Origin of the sequence: Microbacterium sp. MYb54 (assembly GCF_002979515.1) — a bacterium.
Classification (GTDB): Bacteria; Actinomycetota; Actinomycetes; order Actinomycetales; family Microbacteriaceae; genus Microbacterium.
The window spans coordinates 51,718-73,656 of record NZ_PCPA01000003.1 but is presented as its reverse complement, the minus strand read 5'-3'; the positions used below and the strand labels follow the sequence as shown (position 1 = coordinate 73,656).

Annotated in this window: 27 protein-coding genes; 14 read left to right on the top strand and 13 right to left on the bottom strand. The window is 67.1% G+C overall.

Going from position 1 to position 21,939, the window contains the following annotated elements:
- The first annotated feature begins 22 nt into the window (after positions 1 to 22).
- Positions 23 to 1,216 (top strand): ROK family protein, encoded by a 1,194-nt coding sequence (locus CQ040_RS04600; RefSeq protein WP_105526994.1) that lies wholly within the window; start codon positions 23 to 25, stop codon positions 1,214 to 1,216.
- Positions 1,217 to 1,247: 31 nt separating this feature from the next.
- Here the strand turns inward: CQ040_RS04600 and CQ040_RS04595 are convergent, their stop codons facing one another.
- Complete coding sequence (locus CQ040_RS04595) at positions 1,248 to 2,402, bottom strand: Gfo/Idh/MocA family protein (protein WP_105526995.1); 1,155 nt, start codon at positions 2,400 to 2,402, stop codon at positions 1,248 to 1,250.
- Complete coding sequence (locus tag CQ040_RS04590; RefSeq protein WP_105526996.1) at positions 2,402 to 3,208, bottom strand: sugar phosphate isomerase/epimerase; 807 nt, start codon at positions 3,206 to 3,208, stop codon at positions 2,402 to 2,404. The genes CQ040_RS04595 and CQ040_RS04590 overlap by 1 nt, the downstream gene beginning before the upstream one ends.
- Before the next feature lie 108 nt (positions 3,209 to 3,316).
- Between CQ040_RS04590 and CQ040_RS04585 the strand changes: the two genes are divergently transcribed.
- The 3 genes from CQ040_RS04585 to CQ040_RS04575 are packed head-to-tail and all read left to right on the top strand — an operon-like array spanning position 3,317 to position 5,624.
- The gene (locus CQ040_RS04585) at positions 3,317 to 3,934 is read left to right on the top strand and encodes a TetR/AcrR family transcriptional regulator (RefSeq protein WP_105526997.1); all 618 of its coding nucleotides are present in this window, start codon (positions 3,317 to 3,319) and stop codon (positions 3,932 to 3,934) included.
- A 53-nt stretch (positions 3,935 to 3,987) separates the two neighbouring features.
- A complete protein-coding gene (locus tag CQ040_RS04580; RefSeq protein ID WP_105526998.1) occupies positions 3,988 to 4,659 on the top strand; it encodes a DUF4166 domain-containing protein in 672 nt (223 codons plus the stop codon).
- Positions 4,656 to 5,624, top strand: coding sequence for an epimerase (locus CQ040_RS04575; RefSeq protein ID WP_105526999.1), 969 nt, complete (start codon positions 4,656 to 4,658; stop codon positions 5,622 to 5,624). Before CQ040_RS04580 ends, CQ040_RS04575 begins: the two co-directional genes overlap by 4 nt.
- Here CQ040_RS04575 and CQ040_RS04570 read toward each other — a convergent pair.
- From CQ040_RS04570 to CQ040_RS04560, 3 genes are read right to left on the bottom strand one after another with little or no spacing between them, the layout of a single operon-like run.
- A complete protein-coding gene (locus tag CQ040_RS04570; RefSeq protein WP_105527000.1) occupies positions 5,621 to 6,010 on the bottom strand; it encodes a PLDc N-terminal domain-containing protein in 390 nt (129 codons plus the stop codon). The genes CQ040_RS04575 and CQ040_RS04570 overlap by 4 nt on opposite strands.
- Before the next feature lie 38 nt (positions 6,011 to 6,048).
- Positions 6,049 to 6,978, bottom strand: coding sequence for an aldo/keto reductase family oxidoreductase (locus CQ040_RS04565; RefSeq protein ID WP_105527001.1), 930 nt, complete (start codon positions 6,976 to 6,978; stop codon positions 6,049 to 6,051).
- 32 nt (positions 6,979 to 7,010) lie between these two features.
- Positions 7,011 to 7,241 carry a helix-turn-helix domain-containing protein gene (locus CQ040_RS04560; RefSeq protein ID WP_258131386.1) on the bottom strand — a complete coding sequence of 77 codons (231 nt, stop codon included), beginning with the start codon at positions 7,239 to 7,241 and terminating at the stop codon, positions 7,011 to 7,013.
- A 94-nt stretch (positions 7,242 to 7,335) separates the two neighbouring features.
- On the opposite strand from CQ040_RS04560, the gene CQ040_RS04555 reads away from it, so the two are divergent.
- The 3 genes from CQ040_RS04555 to CQ040_RS04545 are packed head-to-tail and all read left to right on the top strand — an operon-like array spanning position 7,336 to position 8,761.
- Positions 7,336 to 7,710 carry a helix-turn-helix domain-containing protein gene (locus CQ040_RS04555; RefSeq protein ID WP_258131385.1) on the top strand — a complete coding sequence of 125 codons (375 nt, stop codon included), beginning with the start codon at positions 7,336 to 7,338 and terminating at the stop codon, positions 7,708 to 7,710.
- 50 nt (positions 7,711 to 7,760) lie between these two features.
- A complete protein-coding gene (locus CQ040_RS04550) occupies positions 7,761 to 8,150 on the top strand; it encodes an ImmA/IrrE family metallo-endopeptidase (protein ID WP_105527003.1) in 390 nt (129 codons plus the stop codon).
- 8 nt (positions 8,151 to 8,158) lie between these two features.
- Complete coding sequence (locus CQ040_RS04545; RefSeq protein WP_105527055.1) at positions 8,159 to 8,761, top strand: GNAT family N-acetyltransferase; 603 nt, start codon at positions 8,159 to 8,161, stop codon at positions 8,759 to 8,761.
- Positions 8,762 to 8,819: 58 nt separating this feature from the next.
- On the opposite strand, the gene CQ040_RS04540 is transcribed toward CQ040_RS04545, so the two are convergent.
- Entirely contained in the window at positions 8,820 to 9,023 is a 204-nt protein-coding gene (locus tag CQ040_RS04540) for a hypothetical protein (RefSeq protein ID WP_028503256.1), read from the bottom strand.
- A gap of 90 nt (positions 9,024 to 9,113) precedes the next feature.
- On the opposite strand from CQ040_RS04540, the gene CQ040_RS04535 reads away from it, so the two are divergent.
- A complete protein-coding gene (locus CQ040_RS04535; RefSeq protein ID WP_105527004.1) occupies positions 9,114 to 9,725 on the top strand; it encodes a flavodoxin family protein in 612 nt (203 codons plus the stop codon).
- On the opposite strand, the gene CQ040_RS04530 is transcribed toward CQ040_RS04535, so the two are convergent.
- The 7 genes from CQ040_RS04530 to nrdH all read right to left on the bottom strand — a co-directional run bounded on the left by CQ040_RS04530 (position 9,697) and on the right by nrdH (position 15,486).
- Positions 9,697 to 10,233, bottom strand: coding sequence for a GNAT family N-acetyltransferase (locus tag CQ040_RS04530; RefSeq protein ID WP_105527005.1), 537 nt, complete (start codon positions 10,231 to 10,233; stop codon positions 9,697 to 9,699). The genes CQ040_RS04535 and CQ040_RS04530 overlap by 29 nt on opposite strands.
- 33 nt (positions 10,234 to 10,266) lie before the next feature.
- Positions 10,267 to 11,307 carry a hypothetical protein gene (locus CQ040_RS04525; protein WP_105527006.1) on the bottom strand — a complete coding sequence of 347 codons (1,041 nt, stop codon included), beginning with the start codon at positions 11,305 to 11,307 and terminating at the stop codon, positions 10,267 to 10,269.
- A gap of 16 nt (positions 11,308 to 11,323) precedes the next feature.
- Positions 11,324 to 11,506: a hypothetical protein gene (locus CQ040_RS04520; RefSeq protein WP_105527007.1), complete on the bottom strand. Its 183-nt coding sequence runs from the start codon at positions 11,504 to 11,506 to the stop codon at positions 11,324 to 11,326.
- Between the two features lie 123 nt (positions 11,507 to 11,629).
- Positions 11,630 to 12,610: a class 1b ribonucleoside-diphosphate reductase subunit beta gene (gene nrdF, locus CQ040_RS04515; protein ID WP_028503261.1), complete on the bottom strand. Its 981-nt coding sequence runs from the start codon at positions 12,608 to 12,610 to the stop codon at positions 11,630 to 11,632.
- 33 nt (positions 12,611 to 12,643) lie between these two features.
- Positions 12,644 to 14,788, bottom strand: coding sequence for a class 1b ribonucleoside-diphosphate reductase subunit alpha (gene nrdE / locus CQ040_RS04510; RefSeq protein ID WP_105527008.1), 2,145 nt, complete (start codon positions 14,786 to 14,788; stop codon positions 12,644 to 12,646).
- Positions 14,785 to 15,246 carry a class Ib ribonucleoside-diphosphate reductase assembly flavoprotein NrdI gene (gene nrdI, locus CQ040_RS04505; RefSeq protein WP_105527009.1) on the bottom strand — a complete coding sequence of 154 codons (462 nt, stop codon included), beginning with the start codon at positions 15,244 to 15,246 and terminating at the stop codon, positions 14,785 to 14,787. Before nrdI ends, nrdE begins: the two co-directional genes overlap by 4 nt.
- A 6-nt stretch (positions 15,247 to 15,252) precedes the next feature.
- Positions 15,253 to 15,486: a glutaredoxin-like protein NrdH gene (gene nrdH / locus CQ040_RS04500; RefSeq protein ID WP_028503264.1), complete on the bottom strand. Its 234-nt coding sequence runs from the start codon at positions 15,484 to 15,486 to the stop codon at positions 15,253 to 15,255.
- A gap of 435 nt (positions 15,487 to 15,921) precedes the next feature.
- On the opposite strand from nrdH, the gene CQ040_RS04495 reads away from it, so the two are divergent.
- The 6 genes from CQ040_RS04495 (at position 15,922) to CQ040_RS04470 (ending at position 21,934) form a co-directional block, all read left to right on the top strand.
- On the top strand, positions 15,922 to 17,085 hold the full coding sequence (locus CQ040_RS04495; protein ID WP_051251191.1) for an MFS transporter: 1,164 nt from the start codon (positions 15,922 to 15,924) through the stop codon (positions 17,083 to 17,085).
- Positions 17,082 to 18,002, top strand: a complete 921-nt coding sequence (locus CQ040_RS04490; RefSeq protein ID WP_105527010.1) for a sugar kinase — start codon at positions 17,082 to 17,084, stop codon at positions 18,000 to 18,002. The genes CQ040_RS04495 and CQ040_RS04490 overlap by 4 nt, the downstream gene beginning before the upstream one ends.
- 60 nt (positions 18,003 to 18,062) lie before the next feature.
- Positions 18,063 to 18,821, top strand: a complete 759-nt coding sequence (locus tag CQ040_RS04485) for an alpha/beta fold hydrolase (RefSeq protein ID WP_105527011.1) — start codon at positions 18,063 to 18,065, stop codon at positions 18,819 to 18,821.
- Positions 18,818 to 19,993 (top strand): acyl-CoA dehydrogenase family protein, encoded by a 1,176-nt coding sequence (locus tag CQ040_RS04480; protein WP_105527012.1) that lies wholly within the window; start codon positions 18,818 to 18,820, stop codon positions 19,991 to 19,993. Before CQ040_RS04485 ends, CQ040_RS04480 begins: the two co-directional genes overlap by 4 nt.
- Before the next feature lie 82 nt (positions 19,994 to 20,075).
- A complete protein-coding gene (locus tag CQ040_RS04475) occupies positions 20,076 to 20,543 on the top strand; it encodes an Lrp/AsnC family transcriptional regulator (protein ID WP_028503269.1) in 468 nt (155 codons plus the stop codon).
- Positions 20,540 to 21,934 carry an aspartate aminotransferase family protein gene (locus tag CQ040_RS04470; protein WP_028503270.1) on the top strand — a complete coding sequence of 465 codons (1,395 nt, stop codon included), beginning with the start codon at positions 20,540 to 20,542 and terminating at the stop codon, positions 21,932 to 21,934. The genes CQ040_RS04475 and CQ040_RS04470 overlap by 4 nt, the downstream gene beginning before the upstream one ends.
- The last annotated feature ends 5 nt before the right edge of the window (positions 21,935 to 21,939 follow it).

Here is a 21,939-nt window from a genome sequence, read left to right as displayed (position 1 = left end):
AGTGCTGTGGTTTACTGACGCAATGGTTGACGTTCCCAAGCCGGCGCCGGCGGTCTCCTCCGGCACCGGAGAGATCTTCCAGATCCTTCGCGACGGGCTCGCCAGAACCAAGGCCGAGATCTCCGCGCTCACGGGCCTCGCCCGCTCCACGGTGGCGCTCCGCGTCGACGCGCTCCTCGCCGCCGATCTCCTCCGCCCGGCCGGCGAAGCGGTCTCCACCGGCGGAAGGCCCCCGGCACGGGTCGCATTCAACCCCCGTGCCGGACTCGTGGTCGCCGTCGACCTCGGCGCGACGCACGCGACGGTCGCCATCGCAGATCTCGCCGGGATCATCCTCGACTCCCGGACCCGCACGATCGACATCGGAGACGGGCCGGAGAGCCTGCTCGACACGATCATCGCCGACGCCACCGGCCTGCTCGCCGCCACGGCCGCAGGGCTCCCTCTGGTCGGGGTGGGTATCGGTGTGCCCGGCCCCGTCGAACACTCGACCGGTCGCCCCACCAACCCGCCGATCATGCCGGGATGGGACAGGTTCGACGTTCCCGCCTACGTACAGAAGACGTTCGACGTACCGGTGCTGGTCGACAACGACGTCAACATCCTGGCCCTCGGCGAGCAGGCGACGAGCTGGCCCCGGGTCGACGATCTGATCTTCGTGAAGGTGTCGACCGGGATCGGGGCCGGCATCATCGCGGGCGGTCAGCTGCAGCGCGGCGCCCAGGGCTCCGCCGGCGACATGGGCCATGTGCAGGTGCCCACCGGAGCGGGGTCCACCCGCGCGCCGGGCGACGAGCGCGACCTCGAGGCTCTCGCGAGCGGCTCCGCCCTCGCGATCGCCCTCCGCGAAGACGGTCTCGAGGTGAACAGCGCCTCAGACGTCGTCGACCTGGTGCGCACGGGGAACACCGCCGCGATCGAAGCCACCCGTCAGGCCGGACGCGACGTCGGCGAGGTGCTCGCCACGGTCGTCAACCTGCTGAACCCCTCGATCATCGTGCTGGGCGGCAGCATCGCTCGCGCGGGAGAGCATCTTCTCGCCGGGGTGCGCGAGGTGGTCTACCGACGCTCGATCCCGCTCGCGACGCAGCACCTCGCCATCGTGCAGTCCCAGGCGGGAGATCGCGCTGCGGTCCTGGGCGCGGCGATCATGGTCGCCCGCGAGGTGCTCTCGCCGGCGAGCGTCGACCGCTACGTGGCGGCGAAGGCGCGTTGATCCGCATCTCCGCCGCCACGATCGGCCGCTGTCAGAGCGTCGCTTCGAACGGATCGAAGTCCGAGGCGATCGAACCGACCTGATCGAGCGTGCTCTCGACGGCGACGAAGCCGCGCGCCTCGGCGGCCTCCTCGATCGAGAGGAGCGTGTCGAGCACGTGGTAGCCGAACTCCCCCGTGGCGACGTGCGGGCGACCGGCGGCGATCGAGCGCGCCATGTCGAGCAGTCCTACGCCGCGACCGGAGAGCACGCCCTCCTGCTCGACGTCGACGATGTCCTGCTGGATAGGCTCCGGCGGGATGAACAGTCGCGTGAGAGGCCGGGTGATCGAGATCGCGCCGCCGAAGGTGTTCGGGTCCGGGATCACGATGGTGCCCTCGGTGCCGGTGATCTCGACGATCCCCTGCCGGATCACGGGCGAGTCGGTGCTGTAGATGCTCTGCGCCTGGCCGCCCTCCTCGAACGCCATCAGCACGCTGAGCGTCGAGGGGATCTCGACCGGGAACTCCTGACCGGCCAGCTCGCCGACCTGCACGCGCCGGGTGGGCGTGCCCTGCAGCCCCAGGGCTGCGACCGAGGCGACGGGTCCGAACACGTGCACGAGAGCCGACACGTAGTACGGCCCCATGTCGAGCAACGGTCCGCCGCCCTTGGCGTACAGGAACGCGGGGTTCGGGTGGAAGATCTCCGGACCCGACCACTGGAAAGTGGTCTGCGCGAACAGCGGGCGGCCGATGTCGCCACGCGCGATCGCCCGTTTGGCCGTCTGCACCCCCGGTCCGAGCACGGTGTCCGGGGCGACGCCGACCCGAAGGCCAGCGGCATCCGCCTTCTCCAGCAGCCGACGCGACTCCTCACGGCTCACGCCGATCGGCTTCTCGGTCCAGACGTGCTTGCCCGCCGCGATGATCGCCTCGGAGACCTCGACGTGCACGGCGGGGATCGTGAGGTTCACGACGATGTCGATCTCGGGGTCGTCGAGAACCGTGTCGACGCCGCCGGCGCGCGGCACGCCGTACTTCTCGGCCTGCGCCTTCGCTCGCTCCTCGAGGATGTCGCCGATCGCGAGGACGCGGACGTCGGGGAAGGTCGTGAGGTTCGACAGGTACTGGTCGCTGATGTTTCCGGCGCCGATGATGCCGACGCCGACGGGGCCTGTGCCGATTGAGCCTGTGCCGATCACCATCAGCCGGCGACCTTCTCGTCGAGGTAGACGCGGCTACGCTCGATCGCGTCGAACAGGTCTCCCTCGTAGTGGTCGAACTCCACGATCGCGAGTTCGAGCGCGGGAGCCGCCGCGATGGCTTCGACGAGCGGCACAGCTCCTTCACCCGCCGCCACCTGGTCGGCCGGCGGGTATGCCGCGGCGAGTGCCGGGTCGAGTGTGCCGTCCTTCGCGTGCACAGCGATCACGCGGCTGCCCAGGCGCTCCAGCAGTGCCACGGGGTCGACGCCACCGCGAGCGACCCAGTACAGGTCGACCTCGAGCACGACGCGGTCGTCGAGGAGGTCGGCGAGGACCTCGAGCCCGGTGACGCCGTCGAACACGGCTTCCAGCTCGTGGGCATGGTTGTGGTATCCGACGCGCACTCCGACGGTCGCACCGATCTCGGCGGCCTCGTTCAGCAGCCGCGCGGTCTCCTCGATCTGCTCGACCGACTCCCAGCGCGCAGGCGCCGTGTACGGGTCTATGACGGTGTCCATGCCGAGCACCTTCGCGGCGGCGAAGACCTCGGCGGGCGACGGGACGGGCACCGTGGTGCCGCTGCCGTCGGGGTTCACGAACGACTCAGAGGCGAGGAACGCGTGACCGGAAGGAGCGACCAGCCCGGCAGCGGTGAGGGCTGCGGCCAGAGGTTCCGCCCGGCGGACGAAGTCGTAGGGCTCAACGGCGGTGAAACCGCGGGCGGCTACCGCCGCGAGGGAGGATTCGAGGTCGGCCTCCAGCTCGTCCTTGATCGTGAACAGCTGCAGGGAAGTCCGAATCGTCATCGGTCGTGCTCCTTCGGTCATCGGTGACATGGCGGGATCTGTGCCCCGTGCAGGCACGCTATCACCAAATACCTCCATGCGGAAGTTTTGATTCGCTAGACTCCGATCATGCCCGCCGACACGTCAGATCACGCCGAGCCGCCACGCCAGCGTGGCGCCTACGCCAAGGGGATCGCTCGACGACAGGAGATCCTCGACCGCGCGATCGAGGTCTTCGCCGAGCGTGGCGCCGATCGCACGAGCCTGCGGGCGATCGCACGCGAGGTGGGGGTCACCCATGCAGCGCTCACCCACTACTTCGGCTCACTCGAAGAGCTCCTCGTCGCCGTCTACCAGGAGAGCACGGCGCCAGAGCGACAGCCGAGCTCGCCGGCGGATGACGCGACGCCGGTGGAGATGATGATCGAGTCCGCTCGCATCAACCGTGCGATCCCGGGTCTCGTGCAGTTGTATTCCACCCTCGTCGCCACCGCGCTCGAAGAGGGGCATCCGGCGGCGCGCACGTTCGCCACCGACCGCTTCACCCGCCTCCGTGGCCGACTCGCCGACATCGTCCGAGAGCAGCAGGCGGATGGGCGGATCCGGAAGGACATCGATCCGGATGCCGTCGCGGCGCTCGTCGTCGCCGCGTCCGACGGCCTGCAGACGCAGTGGCTGCTCGATGGGACCGCACCCCAGCACGAAGCGCTCGCACTCCTCGATCGACTGCTGCGACCGGAGTCCTGAACGCAGCCGCCGGAGCGCATCGAGAGCATCCACCATCGGGCTAGGCTCGAAGAGTGACGCCTGTGCCGCAGTCCCCCTACGCCAGGGCACTCGGCGAGCGCACCGATGATCTGCACCCGCGTCTGCAGGCATACTTCGCGGCGATCCCCGACGGCGCTGTCGGCATCGGCGAAGGGGTGTTCCAGCGGGTCGGCACTCCGCGGCGCTGGCTCTGGCCGTTCCTGCGTCTTCTCGAACGCCGTGGCGTCGTCGCTGCGGGCTGGGAGAGCGACGTGCCGTTCCGCGTGGAGAACCGCACGATCGCATCCAGGGCCATCGGCGAGCGCACCTTCCATTTCGCGCGACGGCAGTGGGTCATGCGCGACGCGGTCGCGCTCACGCGCCACGGACGTGTGGTCGATGAGCTCGGTGAGCCGGGGGTCATCGCCGCCTGCTTCGACGTCGCGGTCCACGAAGGCGCGCTCCGCCTCACCAGCCGTGCCGTCGGCATCCGCCTCGGACACCTCAGGGTGCGCATCCCGTCCCCCATCGCCCCGGTCGTCCACCTCACCGAGCGCTTCGACGACGCACTCGACCGGCAGCGGGTGACCCTGACCGTCGACGCGCCCCTCATCGGCCGCGTGTACGAGTACCGGGGCGACTTCACCTATCGCATCCAGCACACCCATCGCATCCAGCACGTCGGCGAGCACCACGACCCCGCAGAGAAGGAGCAGTCCGAATGAGCACAGGTCGGGTCGTCATCGGCGGATCCACGGGCTTCATGGGCCGTTTCCTCCTGCCGCGGTTGCGGGCAGAGGGCCGCGAGGTCGTCACGATCTCGCGCTCGGGCGCCGACATCCGCTGGGGAGATCAGGTGGAGATCGACCGCGCGATCGACGGGGCGTCCCTCGTCATCGGGCTCGCCGGCAAGAGCGTCAACTGCCGCTACACACCGGCGAACCGCGCCGAAATCTTCCGCTCTCGCCTCGACACCACCGCCTCCCTGAGCCGGGCGATCATGAGGGCGCCGAATCCCCCCGCCCTCTGGGTCAACTCCTCGACGGCCACCATCTACCGGCACGCCGAAGACCGCCCGATGACCGAATCCACCGGCGAGATCGGCACCGGCTTCTCGGTCGAGGTCGCGAAGGCATGGGAAAAGGCGCTGTTCGCCGACGAGCTCCCCCGCACGCGCCGCGTCGCGCTGCGCAGCACGATCGTCCTCGGACACGGCGGGGTCCTCGGGCCCGTGAAAGACCTGGCTCGCCTCGGTCTGGGCGGATCTCAGTACGACGGACACTGGCCGGTCAGCGCCGCACGACGGGCGGCCGGAACGGGGCACTTCCCCGGCGCACGCCGCGGGCGTCAGCGATTCAGCTGGGTGCACATCGAGGATGTGGCCCGCATCATCGACTTCCTCGAGCAGACACCCTCACTCGAGGGACCGGTCAACGCGGCATCTCCGCATCCGGTCGACAACGCCGAATTCATGGCGACTGTTCGACGAGTTCTGGGCGTGCGCGTCGGCGTGCCGATGCCCCGATGGATGCTCGAGCTCGGAGCGATCGGCATGCGCACCGAGACCGAGCTGATTCTGAAGAGCCGATGGGTGCTGCCGGAGAAGCTCACCACCGCGGGGTTCGAATTCCGATACCCGACGCTCGAAGACGCGATCCGCGAGTCCTTCGACCGCCCCGTGGCCGTCTAGGAGTCGGACCCGACTGCGCCGGTCGACGCATCGCCGTCGTGCCGGCGCTTCTCGATCTCCTCACGCCGCCGCCACTCCGCGATCTCACGGTCGAGGTCGGCGATCTGCTGCTCGGTCGTCCGCGTATCGGTCGGCGGAGCCGGGCGCACGTCGGTCTGCGCCGTCGGCCGCTCAGCTCTCCGCATCCGCGGGATCGAGAGTCCGGATTCGCCATACTCCCGGCCGATCGTGAACCACAGCAGTCCACCGATCAGCGGAAGCAGGATCACGATGATGATCCAGGCCAGCTTCGGGAGGAACTTCACCAGCGAGTTGTCGCGCGTGATGATGTCGATCAGCGCGCCGATCATCAGTGCGATGACGAGGAGCGAGAACAGGAACGACATGAGTTCAGGGTAGACGACGACGCATGATGCTGCTCGGCCTACGGGAGCAGGTGCCCGCCGGCGCGGAACAGCTCGTACCACTCGGGGCGGGTGAGCTCGATGTCGGCTCCGGCCGCGGCGTCGCGCACTCGCTGCGGCGTGGTGGTGCCGAGAACCACCTGCATGCCGGCGGGGTGCCGTGTGATCCAGGCCGTCGCGATCGCGATGGGCGTGACACCGTGCACTGCCGCGAGACGGTCGATCACCGCGTTCAGCTCCGGATACTCGGAGTTGCCGAGGAACACCCCGTGGGAGAAGCCGTCTTGGAACGGCGACCACGCCTGGATCGTGATGCCGTTGATACGGCAGTACTCCACGATCCCACCGCCGTCACGGACGATGCTCTGCTCGTGAGCGGCCATGTTGGCTGCGACGGGCTGCGCGATGATCGGCGCGTGCGTGATCGACAGCTGCAGCTGATTCGCGACCAACGGCTGACGCACCGCTGTGCGGAGGAGGTCGATCTGACGCGGCGTGTGATTGGAGACGCCGAATGCCTTGACCTTTCCTGCGCTCTCCAGGTCGTCGAACGCCCGGGCGACTTCCTCGGGCTCGACGAGCGCGTCGGGGCGGTGGAGCAGGAGCACGTCGAGGCGGTCGGTGCGCAGAGCGGCGAGCGATCCTTCGACCTGAGCCATGATGTGCTCGTACGAGAAGTCGAACATCCCCTGCGACGGCACGATGCCGCACTTCGTCTGGAGCACGATCTCGTCACGCTCGGAGGAGCTGAGCTGCAGCGCATCGGCGAACCGCGCCTCGCAGTGATGCATGCTCCCGCCGTAGATGTCGGCGTGATCGAAGAAGTCGATGCCCGCTGCACGGTTGGTCTCATACAGTGTGCGGATGTGAGCGTCGTCCTTGTCGTCGATGCGCATCATGCCGGCGATCACGGCGGGGGCGGTGGCTGATCCGAACGACACTGTCTTCATACGCACCACGCTACAGCCCGGCACCGACGTCGTCAGGAGTCGTCGGGCGCCGCGCCGGGGAGCAGAGAGGTGACCGGGACGCCGAGAACCTCCGCGATGCGCACGAGGTCGACGACCGTGAAGTCCTCCATGCCGTCCAACAGATCGCCCAGCGCCTCAGGGCTGATGCCCGAGCGCTCGGACAAATCCGAGAACGACACTCCGGCGTGGAATCGCGCCCCATCGACCTCGGAAGCGAGCAAATGACGCAATTGTGTCCCCATACGCCTACACTAGCGCCACAAACGGACACGCATGGGGGTCGAATGGACCAGAATGGCAGCATTCTGGCCTCGAGTCGCTGCTATGGTGAGCCAGGTGAAGACACCTGCCGAGGAGTTCAACGACGCTGTCGGTCGACAGATGCGCGCCGAGATCGCTGCATCTCGCAGCAGCATCGCGGCGATGGCGCGGAGCATCGGGATCGCCCGCAGCGCGCTCGACAACTATGTGACGGGCAAGCGTGCGATCCCCGTCCCGGTCGTGTACGCGGTCTGCGCCGACCTCGGAGTCGAGCCCCACGTGCTGCTCGCTCGCGCCGAAGAGCGCCTCAGGGCAGACGGCGAGACCACCGCGCGCATCACTCCGATCCGACGTGCACCCGATGTCGCCGGTCCGCGCGAAGATACCCGAGAGGTCGCTTTCGAGTCCCGCGTGCGGCACGACACCGACACGGACGACCTCTACCAGTAGAGCCGGAACCGCAGTCCCGGCGCGAAGAGATCCGCACGAGGAGGAGTCCCATGCAGCACCTCCTCCGCCTCGCCGAAGACCAGCGGCTGCGCGTGATCGAGCGGGTGGGCCGCACCCCCGGTGGCTACGACCCCGTGACACGCACGATCCGTCTCGATCCGGGGATGAGCAGGCGCACGACTCGCAGCGTGCTGGCGCACGAACTCGGCCACGCCTGCCTCGGGCACCACCCGGCTCCCACCCCCGCCGTCCGCGCCCAGCAGGAGCGTCAGGCCGACGAATGGGCAGCATCCCGGCTGATCACCCCGCACGCCTACGCCGAGGCAGAGGAGATGCGCGGGCCGCACCTCGCGAGCCTGGCCTTCGAGCTGGAGGTCACGGTCGAGCTCGTGACCGCCTACCAACGGCTGCTGCGTCAGACGCTGCTCCTCGCTGGTTGAATATGGTCATGGCTTTCCTCGTCGCCCCCTCCCCCATCACGCTCACCGGTGAACTCGTCGAGCTCCGCCCCCTCGAGCCCTCGCACGTCGACGGGCTGATCGAGGCAGTGCAGGAAGGCGACCTGTGGAAGACCGCGTGGTACACCTCGGTGCCGGCGCCCGACGGTGTCGCCGCAGAGGTCGAGCGACGCATCGGGCTCATCGCGAAGGGCGAGATGGTGCCGTTCACGGCGTTCGACGCCACGGGCCGCATCCTCGGCCTCACGTCGTACTACGACATCGTCGCCGATGTCCCACGCCTGCACATCGGCTTCACCTGGAATCGGCCGTCCGCGCACGGCACCGGCACGAACGCCGAGTCCAAACTGCTGCTGCTGCGGCACGCGTTCGAGACGCTCGGGGTCTTCCGCGTGGGTCTCACCACGCAGTGGGTCAACTTCCAATCGCGCACCGCGATCGAGCGGCTCGGCGCGAAACAGGACGGCGTGATGCGGGCGATGAGCCGGTACCGCAACGGAGCGCTTCGCGACAGCGTGGAGTATTCGATCATCGAGCCGGAATGGCCGGCGGTCAGGGCGAACCTCGAGGCGAGACTCGCCAGACACCGCTGAAAGCGCTCAGCGACGATGAGCGGTCAGCGACGCCGAGCGACGCGCGGACCGCGAGAAGTCACTCGGTGGCGTTGCCCGACCAGTTGTTCGACCGGCGGGTGGCCGAGCCGCCCTGACGGAAGATGAAGGCGAGAGCCAGCGTGACCAGCAGGAGACCGCCGCAGAACGCGAGCGCCTGGAAAGCCGGCAGCCCGAACGAGATGCCCATCAGCAGGATCCCTCCGATGAAGAGGATCATGAAGAAGAGGAAGCTGAGGATCACGGGATCTCCTGTCGTCGGTACCGTCTACCAGGATAGCCCGGACTCGGAAACCCCCTGTGCACGCATCGCACCGTCTGGTCTGCTCGGAGCATGAAGACACCTCTCACCGCGGTCGCCGTCTCCTGCACCCTGAAGCCGTCACCCACCTCCTCCAGTTCCGATCTGCTCGCAACCCAGCTGCTCGATGCACTCGCGGACCACGGCGTCACCGGAGACCTGGTGCGCGCCGTCGACCTCTCCCTGCGTCCGGGAGTCGAGAAGGACATGGGCGGCGACGACGAGTGGCCGCAGATCCGTCGCCGCGTACTGGACGCCGACATCCTCGTGTTCGTCACGCCCACGTGGATGGGTCAGCATTCGAGCGTCGCGCAGCGTGTGCTCGAACGACTCGATGCCGAGCTCGGCGAGACCGACGCCCGCGGACGCCCCACTCTGTTCGACAAGGTGGCCATCGCGGGCATCGTCGGCAACGAGGATGGAGCCCATCACATCGCCGCGATCCTCTTCCAGTCGCTCAACGACGTCGGCTTCACGATCCCCGCTCAGGGCTCGGTCTACTGGAACGGCGAGGCGATGCACACCACCGACTACAAGGACCTCGACGAGACCCCGGAGAAGGTCGAATCGGCCATCGGGACAGCAACGAGGAACGCCGCGCACCTGGCCCGGCTGCTCAAGGGGCAGGAGTACCCGGCGGGCTGACGGAGGCCAGGACCGCGAGGTCGAGTGCCCACTCGTTCACGGCCAGCTCCGCGCCGCGGAACTGCATCGTCATCGTTCCCGACAGGACGAAGCCTTTTCGCCGGCAGACACCGTTGGAGCCGGGGTTCTCGACCCCGGGGAACGCGGTCAGGAACCGCCTGCCCGCTCGATGCGCGCGCGCGTCTTCGATGAGCAGCGCGAGTGCGGCCGATGCCACCCCGCGCCTCTGCGCCTCGGGCCGGACGAACCATCCGGTCTCCAGCGCGGGCTCGTCCCGCCACACGACGTGCCAATGGCCGATCGAACCGAGCGACAGACCTTGCTCGTCCTCGATGACGAACATCCTCGCCTCACCGGAGGCGACGAGGCGCAGATAACGGGCATGCCGCTCCACGATCTCGTCTTCGGTCTCTGGCCCGTTGAGGTGGGCGGTCATCTCCGGGGTGTTCGCGGCGTGCAGCAGCTCGAGGTCGTGCTCTGACCAGAGCCGGAGTCGGAGGGTTTCCATGTTCGGATCATGGCACGCGCCGCCGACACCCACTCAGTGCGCGGGTGGGCGCGACGCCGGCTCCGACGGTCCTCGGAACGTGATGACCTCGCCCCGGCGCGTGTTCTCCAGGGCGAGCCCCACCAGCTCGAGTCGTCGATACACCCGTCTCGGCAGCGCGGGGAGTTCGGCGGAGACGCCACGCGGCGGTTTGGCGAGTCCGGCGAACAGCGACAGATCGACACCGGCACCACGCACCTCGATGCGCGCGTAGTCGCTGCGGCACCGCCAGCGCAGGAACTCGAGCTCACGGAAGGGGATCGTGTGGAACTCATCACCCACCCGCACACGCAACTCGTCGTTCCCGAAGGCGACCGTGCATGCTTGCGTGCGACGGCGCAGGATCGCCGTGAACACGAGGTAGACCGGGAGTCCGACCACGATCCCCATGAGCACGATCGCGATCCGCGGACCCATCCGCATCACGATGTCGTCGAGCGCGATCAGGATCGCGACGCCGAAGAGGCCGACGACCACGACGATCGCGACGATCGCCTGGGTGAGGGTGCGCAATCGGAGCTCGATGGCGGTGAAGCGCACGATCGATCCGTCGCCGCTCGCCTCTCGTTCCCAGTCCGGCGACACGAGCGGCGGCCGCTTCTTCGCATCCCGGCGCGCGAAGAGGTCGGTGATCCGGCCGATGACCCCGAGCCAGATCCACCCGGCAGCGGGTATCGCCGCCAGCTGCAACACCACTGCGACTCCGCTCACCCACTCGGGGAACGGATCGAGCAGGTCTCCCCCGAACTCGATCACGAACGCGACCAGTGCGCCGAGCACGACGGCCACTCCGACATGCAGGATCGCGCCGTTGCGGGCGGGGACCATGCCCAGGGTCGCGTTCACGAACGCGAATCCGAAGCACCACCCTCCGACCAGCATGAGCAGGAACGGGAAGAAGCTGAGGTCATCACCCGCGAGCGTGAACCAGATGGCCACGAGCAGCAGTACGGCACCCCACACGAGCGGGTTGCGCACGAGCGCGCGTGCCACTTTCGTGCGCACGCGCACTTCGGCGGCGGTCTCCTCGGTCATCGGGTGAAGGGGGCTGTTACGGCTGCTTGTCGGCATTGCGGTATTCGACGACGCCGCGGCTCGCGAATGTCGCCGCGGCGACGAACATGACCGTTGCGGTGACGACCGTCCACCACTCGATCGAGTCGGTGCGCAGGGTGTAGACGCCGACTCCGGCGAACAGCACCGCAGCGAGCGCGAAGTAACCCCAAGTCTTCATGCGTCCGATCGTACAGCGCACGTCATCCGGGCACCGGAGCAGAAAGCCCCGGTCGGACGCTCGAGATGAGCACCCGACCGGGGCCTTTGTCGCGTCAGCTGTTCAGCGGCCGACGAGCGTCTGTCAGAAGTCCCAGTCGTCGTCTTCCGTGGCCTCGGCCTTGCCGATGACGTACGACGAACCCGACCCCGAGAAGAAGTCATGGTTCTCGTCGGCGTTGGGCGAGAGAGCCGAAAGGATCGCCGGGTTCACGTTCGTGACGCTGGAGGGGAACATCGCCTCGTAGCCCAGGTTCATGAGCGCCTTGTTGGCGTTGTAGTGCAGGAACTTCTTGACGTCTTCGGTCAGACCGACTCCGTCGTAGAGGTCCTGCGTGTACTGCACCTCGTTGTCGTAGAGCTCGTAGAGCAGCGAGAACGTGTAGTCCTTGAGCTCGTCGCGTCGCGCCTGGTCGACCGTCTCGAGTCCGCGCTGGAACTTGTAGCCGATGTAGTACCCGTGCACGGCCTCGTCGCGGATGATGAGGCGGATCAGGTCTGCCGTGTTGGTGAGCTTGGCGCGGCTCGACCAGTGCATCGGCAGGTAGAAGCCCGAGTAGAAGAGGAAGCTCTCCAGCAGGGTCGAGGCGACCTTGCGCTTGAGCGGGTCGTCGCCGCGGTAGTAGTCGGTGACGATCTGCGCCTTCTTCTGAAGGTTCGGGTTCTCCACCGACCAGCGGAACGCCTCGTCGATCTCCTTGGTCGACGCGAGCGTCGAGAAGATCGAGGAATAGCTCTTGGCGTGCACCGACTCCATGAACGCGATATTCGTGTAGACGGCCTCCTCGTGCGGGGTGATCGCATCGGGGATCAGCGAGACCGCACCGACCGTCGCCTGCACCGTGTCGAGCAGCGTGAGTCCGGTGAACACGCGCATCGTGAGCAGCTGCTCTTCCGGGGTCAGCGTGTTCCACGACTGGATGTCGTTGGACAGCGGGATCTTCTCGGGCAGCCAGAAGTTGTTGACGAGGCGGTTCCACACCTCGACGTCCTTATCGTCCTGGATGCGGTTCCAGTTGATCGCCTGCACGTGGTCGACCAACTTGAGAGGTTCGTGCGGAGTCATGATTCTTCGTCGTTTCTCGAGTTCAGGGGCGGATCAGAGCATGCACGAGACGCACTCGGCCATGTCGGTGCCCTCGAGCGCCATCTGGCGCAGACGGATGTAGTAGATCGTCTTGATGCCCTTGCGCCATGCGTAGATCTGCGCCTTGTTGATGTCACGCGTGGTGGCGGTGTCCTTGAAGAACAGCGTCAGCGACAGCCCCTGGTCGACGTGCTGCGTGGCGGCCGCATACGTGTCGATGACCTTCTCGTAGCCGATCTCGTACGCGTCCTGGTAGTAGTCCAGGTTGTCGTTCGTCATGAACGCAGCCGGGTAGTAGACGCGACCGAGCTTGCCTTCCTTGCGGATCTCGATCTTCGACGCGATCGGGTGGATCGACGACGTCGAGTTGTTGATGTACGAGATCGAGCCGGTCGGCGGGACGGCCTGCAGGTTCTGGTTGTAGATGCCGTGCTTCTGGATCGACGCCTTCAGCTCAGCCCAGTCGTCCTGCGTCGGGATGTGCTTGCCGGCGAACAGCTCCTTGACCTTCTCGGTCTCCGGCACCCAGGCGCGGTCGATGTACTTGTCGAAGAACGCACCACTCGCGTAGGTGGAGTCCTCGAACCCGTCGAACGTCGTGCCGCGCTCGATGGCGAGGTTGTTCGACGCACGCAGCGCGTGGAACAGCACCGTGTAGAAGTAGATGTTCGTGAAGTCGATGCCCTCTTCGGATCCGTAGTACACGTGCTCGCGAGCCAGGTAGCCGTGCAGGTTCATCTGGCCGAGGCCGATCGCGTGAGAGCGGTCGTTGCCGTCTTCGATCGAACGCACCGAGCCGATGTGGCTCTGGTCGCTCACCGCGGTGAGTGCACGGATCGCCGTCTCGACCGTCTGGCCGAGGTCGTCGGCATCCATCGACAGCGCGATGTTCATCGAGCCGAGGTTGCAGGAGATGTCCTTGCCGATGTTGTCGTACGACAGGTCGTCGTTGTAGGTCGTCGGCGTGTTCACCTGCAGGATCTCGCTGCAGAGGTTGGACATGTTGATCCGACCCTTGATCGGGTTGGCCTTGTTCACCGTGTCTTCGAACATGACGTACGGGTAGCCGGACTCGAACTGGATCTCGGCGACGGTCTGGAAGAACTCGCGCGCATTGATCTTGGTCTTCTTGATGCGCGGGTTGTCGACCATCTCGCGGTACTTCTCGGTGACCGAGATGTCGCCGAAGGGAACGCCGTAGACCTTCTCGACGTCGTACGGCGAGAACAGGTACATGTCCTCGTCGTTCTTGGCGAGCTCGAACGTGATGTCGGGCACGACGACGCCGAGCGACAGCGTCTTGATGCGGATCTTCTCGTCGGCGTTCTCACGCTTGGTGTCGAGGAAGCGCATGATGTCGGGGTGGTGCGCGTTGAGGTACACCGCACCTGCACCCTGACGGGCGCCCAGCTGGTTGGCGTAGCTGAAGCTGTCTTCGAGGAGCTTCATCACGGGGATGATGCCCGAGGACTGGTTCTCGATCTGCTTGATCGGAGCACCCGACTCGCGGATGTTCGAGAGCAGCAGGGCGACGCCGCCGCCGCGCTTGGAGAGCTGCAGCGCGGAGTTGATGCCGCGGGCGATCGACTCCATGTTGTCTTCGATGCGCAGCAGGAAACAGCTGACGAGCTCGCCGCGCTGCGCCTTGCCGGCGTTGAGGAAGGTCGGGGTCGCCGGCTGGAAGCGACCGGAGATGATCTCCTCGACGAGGGCGACCGCGAGCTTCTCGTCACCGTCGGCGAGGCCGAGGGCGGTCATCACGACGCGGTCCTCGAAGCGCTCGAGGTAGCGCTTGCCGTCGAACGTCTTGAGCGTGTAGCTCGTGTAGTACTTGAACGCGCCGAGGAACGTCTCGAAGCGGAACTTCTTGCCGTAGGCGAGGTCGTTGAGCTTCTGGATGAACTCCATCGAGTAGTTCTCGATGACGGCGCCCTCGTAGTACTCCTTCTCCACGAGGTAGTCCAGGCGCTCCTTGAGCGAGTGGAAGAACACCGTGTTCTGGTTCACGTGCTGGAGGAAGTACTCCCGCGCTGCGCGCTTGTCGGCGTCGAACTGGATCTTCCCGTTCGCGTCGTACAGGTTCAGCATCGCGTTGAGGGCGTGATAGTCGAGACCCTCGTAAGAGGGGTTCGCCTTGAATGCCACTGTCTCGGTCACTGCGTCACGCTCTGCGTGCTCTTCGACTGCAATACCCACCGTCGTTCCAATCCGTCGCTCACGCGATCCACATCGTCTTGTGTGCCGAAGATCTCGAGCCGATACAAGTGAGGCACGTTGCACTTGCGGCTGATGATGTCGCCGGCGAGGCAGAAGGCATCGCCGAAGTTGGTGTTACCCGCGGAGATCACGCCGCGGATGTGACGCCGGTTGCGCTCGTCATTGAGAAACCGGATCACCTGTTTGGGAACGGACCCCTTCTCGACGCCGCGACCCTCTCCCCCGCCGTAGGTGGGGGTGACCAGCACGAAGGGCTCGTCGACGACGAGTTCTTCTTCGTTTCGGTGGAGGGGTATGCGTCGGGCCGGGAGCCCGAGCTTCTCGATGAACCGCGCGGTGTTACCCGACACGCTCGAGAAGTAGATCAGGAGCGGCGCTGCGGTCGCGACGGCGCTCATGGGGCGTCACGCCAGACGGGAGGCGAGCTCGTCGATCTTGTCGGGACGGAAGCCCGACCAGTGTCCCTCGTCGGTGACGACGACGGGCGCCTGCAGGTAGCCGAGCGCCTTGACCTGCTCGAGCGCCGTCGGGTCTTCCGACAGGTCGAGGATCTCGTACTCGATGCCCTTGGCATCGAGGGCGCGGTAGGTGGCGTTGCACTGAACGCAGGAAGGCTTTGTGTAGACCGTGATCGACATCTTTTCGTAACCCCTCAAATCTCTGGCCTGCATCTCATCAGGCTGTTTCCCGGTAGACCCCCTGCCGGGACTTCAATACTACATATGGGGACCGACATTGGGGGCGACCACAAGGGGTAGTAGTTACATCCATGTAGTTATCCACCGTTCTCCACCGTTACAACACAGGTTCTCCACCGTTTCTTCCACAGGCCGAGCGCCCTCGGAGAGACACTCGAACCGCATGAAATCGCGGCTGGGAAGCCCCTGTGAGCGATCCATCCACAGGGGGCACGCTACGCCGGGCATCCGACATTCCGATTCCTGTGGAAATCGCCTTTCGGCGTGTCGTGGGCGTGTCGCCTCAGGACCTCTTCGACGGCCGACCCCGAGGCCCGGTACCGTTGTCTGGTGGCGGGATATCGGGATCTTCTTCGCACGCCTGGAGTGGCGCGCATGATCGCGGCTCAGCTGACCGCGCGCTTCCCCAACGGGATGATGTCCTTGGCGATCCTGCTGCACGTCGAGCAGCAGACCGGGTCGTACGGATTCGCCGGTCTCGTCCTCGCCGCGACCAGCGTGGGGCAGGCCGTAGCCGGCCCCATCACGAGCCGGTGGATGGGCGTGTGGGGCATGCGGCGCGTGATCACCCTCACGCTCTCGGTGTGCGTCGTCGCGGTACTGTGCCTCGCCACTCTTCCTCTCGACGTGCCGGGCTACATGGCGTTCGGGATGGTCGCCGGCCTGTCGACCCCGCCGATCCAGGCCGCCGTCCGCACGATCTACCCGAAGCTCGTGAACTCCTCGAACCTCACTCCGCTGTTCTCCCTCGACGCCTCGCTGCAGGAGATCATCTGGGTCCTGGCCCCGGTCGTCATCACTCTCGTCTCCACCCAGATCGGCACGACGGAGGGCCTGCTGCTGGTGGCGATCGTCCTCGTCGGCGGCGGCGCCTGGTTCATCCTCTCCCCCGAGGTCGGCCGGGTGCGGATCCCGCGCAGCCGCAATGCGCTCGGCAAGGTCGTGCTCAAACCGCCCGTGCTGCTGGCGACCGTGATCGGCTTCCTCCTGATCGGTGCGTGCTCCGCCGTGGAGGTCGGTGTCGTCGCGACCTTCGAGCACGGAAGCCTCACGGCCGGTCTCGTGCTCGCCGTGTTCTCAGCGGGAAGCCTCGCCGGAGGTCTGGCGTTCGGGCACATCCCCATCGGCCCGTGGGCCATGGCGCGCCGGCTGCTGATCGTCACGATCGGACTCGGCCTGACGATGGTCATGCTCAACGTCTTCTGGCTGGGCGGCACTCTGATCCTCGCCGGCATCGGCATCGCTCCGGCTCTCGCCGTGCTCTTCGCCATCACCTCGGCGAGTGTGAAATTCAGTGAGACGGCGGAAGCCTTCGGCTGGGCAGGCACCGGCCAGCTCATCGGTGCCGCCGCCGGATCCGCCGTGGCCGGCTTCCTCGTCGACGTCGGCGACTGGCGCGGCGCCTATCTCGCCGCCACGATCTTCGCGGCGGTCGGACTGCTCGTCTCCATCGTCTTCGTACGTTCCTTCCCCGACCTGCGGCACCGCGACGCGAGCCCGCATCCCGACACCGAACCCCTGGCGGTCACACCTTCATGAGCTCTCCTTCTTCTCCGACCTCTGCCCCCGCGATCGTCTGCATCGGCGAGACCATGGCGCTGATCACCCCCACAGACGCCCGCCTCGCCGAGGCCGCAGAGGCGACGATCGGTCTCGCCGGCGCGGAGTCCAATGTGGCTGCCGGCGTGGCATCCAGCGAGCACCGCGTCGCCTGGGCATCGCGTGTGGGCGCCGACCCGCTCGGCGAGCGCGTCGCCTCGGAGCTCGATCGTCGCGGCGTCGAGCTGTGGATCGAGCGGGATGATGCCGCCCCGACCGGAGTCATGTTCAAGGATCCGGGAGCCGAGTCGTCCTCGGTCTACTACTACCGCCGAGGGTCGGCCGCCTCACGGATGGAGCCTGGTTTCCTGACTGCGGAGCGGCTCGAGGGCGTGCGGATCGTGCACACCACCGGCATCACCCCCGCACTCTCCGCATCCTGCCGCGAGATGGTCGATCGGCTCTTCGCCGACGCGCGCGAGGCGGGCGCCCTCGTGTCGTTCGATGTGAACGACCGTCGCCCGCTGTGGAGCCGGGAAGACGCCGCAGAGACTCTCGCCCGCCTCGCAGACGCCGCCGACATCACCTTCGTCGGACGCGACGAGGCCGAGCGCATCTGGGGAACCGAGACTCCTGCCGAGATCCGTGCCTTCCTGCCGAACTGCGCCTTGCTCGTCGTCAAAGACGGTGAGGTCGGTGCGACCGCCTTCGACGGCGACGCCGAGCCGGTGTTCGTTCCAGCCCCCGTGGTCGACGTCGTCGAACCGGTCGGCGCCGGTGACGCGTTCGCCTCCGGGTTCCTGGCGGCGACGCTCGACGGCGCCGACCTCGCCGCACGTCTCTCCGCCGGACACGCGGCCGCAGAGCGCGTGCTGAAGATCGCCGCCGACCTCCCGCCGCTGGCGCCGCTCGGCTGACAGGCCGCGCCGCCCCACCCTGCAAGGGCTCGTGTGTTCGACCGGTCGTAGGCTGGTGCCATGCCTGCACCGCTCACACTCCCGCGCATCTCGTGGGGTTCCCCGTCGGCATCTCGTCGAGCTCTCCTGGTTCACGGTCTCGGCTCGTCCGGCGCATTGATGTGGCGCCTCGGTGACGCCCTCGCCCAGGCCGGGTGGCAGGCGACGGCGGTCGATCTCAGAGGTCATGGTGACGCCCCGCGTTCCCTCGACTACTCGGTCGGTGCGTACGGTGCCGACCTCGCCGTCACACTCCCGCAGGGCGGCGGAGCCTGGGACGCGGTCATCGGCCACTCGCTCGGCGGCGCCTCCAGCACCGTCGCCGCGGCCGCCGCCCCGGAATGGACCCGGCGTCTCGTGCTCATCGACCCGGCCATCCACGTCGACGGGCGCGATGCGGCGATCGTCCGCCGGAGCCAGGAACGCGCATTCGCCGACACGAGGCTCGAGGTCGTGCAGCAGGAGCATCCGCACTGGCACCCGCAGGATCAGGAGCTCAAGGTCGATGCCGTACTGCGGGCGAGCGCCTGGGCAGTGGAGCAGACCAGCGTCCAGAACCAGCCGTGGGACGTGCGTGCCGAGGCTGCGCGCCTGACCGTGCCCACGCACGTGATCGGCGCCGATCCCGCCGTCTACAGCATCTTCACCGGTGACCTCGCCGACGAGGTTCTCGCCGCGAATCCGCTGATCACCATGTCCGTCGTCGAGGGCGCGGGGCACTCCCTTCATCGCGACCGGCCGGACGAGTCGATCCGTCAGCTTCTGGAGGCACTGGTATGAGTACGTTCGACCCCGCACAGTTCGACCCCGCGGCGTTCCTGCCCGACGACCTTCTCGAGCGCATCCGCGAGCGCGCACCGATCCACGACCGCGAGAACACCTTCCCCCAGCAGGATCTCGACGAACTGCGGGCAGCCGGCTATCTGTCGATCCTGGTCCCGACCGCGCGCGGTGGTGCGGGGCTCGGACTCGCCGAGGCCGCGATCCTGCAGCAGCGTCTCGCGGGGGCAGCTCCGGCGACAGCCCTGGCGATCAACATGCACCTCGTGTGGACCGGAGTGGCGAAGGTCTTCTCCGATCGAGGCGTTCCCGGTCTCGAGTTCGTGCAGGACGGCGCGGCCGCGGGCGAGGTCTTCGCCTTCGGCATCAGCGAGGGCGGCAACGACCTGGTGCTGTTCGGCAGCGACACCGCAGCGGTGCCGGACGGCGACGGCGGCTACGCGTTCACCGGCACCAAGATCTTCACCTCCCTCGCTCCGGTCTGGACGCGATTGGGCCTGCATGGCCTCGACACCACCAGCCCCGACGGGCCGAAGCTCGTCTTCGCCTTCGTGGAGCGCACGGATGCGGTCACGACCTCCGACGACTGGGACACCCTCGGCATGCGGGGTACGCAGAGCCGGACCACCCGGCTGAACGGCGCTGTGGCGGGTGCCGCCCACGTGGTGCGACGCATCGATCCGGGCCCCAGCCCCGACCCGATCGTGTTCGGCATCTTCTCGGTGTTCGAGATCCTTCTCGCCTCGGTGTACACCGGCATCGCCCGGCGCGCGCTGGAACTCGCGGTGGCGACGGCGCAGAAGCGGCACTCGAAGAAGACGGGCCTCGCCTACAGCCAGGACCCCGACATCCGCTGGCGCATCGCTGACATGGCCATCGCCTACGACGCTCTGCCTCCGCAGATCGCCGCTCTCGCGCATGATGTCGACGACCGCATCGACCACGGCGCGCTCTGGTTCCCGCAGCTGTCAGGGGTCAAGCATCGGGCGATCACGATGGCCAAGCATGTGGTCGACGAGGCGATGCTCGTCGCGGGCGGTGGCTCCTACTTCTCCGCCAACGAGCTCTCGCGTCTCTACCGCGACGTGCTGGCAGGCGCGTTCCATCCCTCCGACCCCGAATCCGCCCACTCGACCGCGGCGAGCGCCTGGTTGGGACCACTCGAGTCCTGACTTCCTGCCGATTCCGCTGGATTAATAGCTCAATTCTGCGAAATCGGTTGCCGGGAGCCTCGCGGAGTGCCAGGATCGCACCATGAGCCCGGCGAAGAAACACCCTTCCCTCGATGCGGTCTCGAAGACGATTGTCGAACTCCTTCAAGAAGACGGTCGTCGTTCGTACTCCGACATCGGCCGCACCGTCGGGATGAGCGAGGCCGCCGTGCGCCAGCGGGTGCAGCGGCTGACCGAGTCGGGCGTCATGCAGATCGTCGCGGTCACCGATCCCATGCAGCTGGGCTTTCACCGCCAGGCCATGATCGGCGTCCGCGTCTCCGGCGATGCGCGTCGCGTCGCCGAGGCCATCGCCGCGATCGAGGCCGTCGACTACGTCGTGATCACGGTCGGCTCGTTCGACGTGCTCGCCGAGGTCGTCTGCGAAGACGACGACGACCTGCTCGCCCTCATCAACGACGTCATCCGCCCCATCGAGGGCGTCCTCTCCACCGAGACCTTCATCTACGCCAAGCTGCAGAAGCAGCTCTACAACTGGGGGACCAGATGAGCACCGCACGCACCATCCCGTCGGAGTCCGAGCTGCAGAAGATGGCGAAGGACCATCTCTGGATGCACTTCACCCGGCAGTCCACGATGGCCGAGTCCGGCGTTCCCATCATCGTCAAGGGCGACGGACACCGGATCTGGGATGCGAAGGGCAAGGAGTACTTCGACGGTCTCGCCGGCCTCTTCGTCGTGAACGCCGGTCATGGTCGGCGTCGGCTCGCCGAAGCCGCGGCCGCGCAGGCATCCGAGCTGTCGTTCTTCCCGCTGTGGTCCTACGCGCACCCGGCGGCGATCGAGTTGGCGGACCGTCTTGCAGATGAAGCACCCGGCGACCTCAACAAGGTGTTCTTCTCCACCGGCGGCGGCGAGGCGGTCGAGACCGCGTTCAAGCTCGCCAAGCACTACTGGAAGCTGCAGGGCAAGCCCGCCAAGCACAAGGTCATCTCTCGCGCTGTGGCCTACCACGGCACTCCGCAGGGCGCTCTGGCGATCACCGGCATCCCGGCGATGAAGTCGATGTTCGAGCCGGTCACCCCCGGCGGCTTCCGCGTGCCGAACACGAACTTCTATCGCGCAGCCGAGATGGGCGGACCGTCCGACGACCTCGAGGCGTTCGGCCGCTGGGCAGCCGACCGCATCGAGGAGATGATCCTGTTCGAGGGCGCCGACACCGTCGCCGCGGTCTTCCTGGAGCCGGTGCAGAACTCCGGCGGCTGCTTCCCGCCCCCTCCCGGATACTTCGCCAGGGTGCGCGAGATCTGCGACCGCCACGACGTGCTGCTCGTCTCGGACGAGGTCATCTGCGCCTTCGGCCGCCTCGGGCACACCTTCGCCTGCACCGGTCTCGGATATGTGCCCGACATGATCACATGCGCCAAGGGCATGACGAGCGGGTACTCCCCGATCGGCGCGACCATCATCAGCGACCGCATCTACGAGCCGTTCTCGAAGGGCGACGTCTCGTTCCCGCACGGCTACACGTTCGGCGGACACCCGGTGTCGGCCGCGGTCGCGCTGGAGAACCTCGCGATCTTCGACGAGGAGGGGTTGAACGCGCATGTGCGCGAGAACTCCCCGTTGTTCCGCGCCGAACTTGAGAAGCTGCTCGACCTGCCGCTGGTCGGAGACGTGCGTGGTGACGGGTACTTCTTCGGCATCGAGCTCGTCAAGGACAAGGCCACGAAGGAGACCTTCGACGACGCCGAGTCCGAGCGGCTGCTGCGCGGATTCCTCTCCCCCGCGCTGTTCGAGGCCGGTCTCTACTGCCGCGCCGACGACCGCGGTGACCCCGTGATCCAGCTCGCCCCGCCGCTCACCGTCGGCCCTTCGGAGTTCCGCGAGATCGAGCAGATCCTGCGGGATGTGCTGTCTCGCGCCCAGTCCGTTCTCTGACCGAC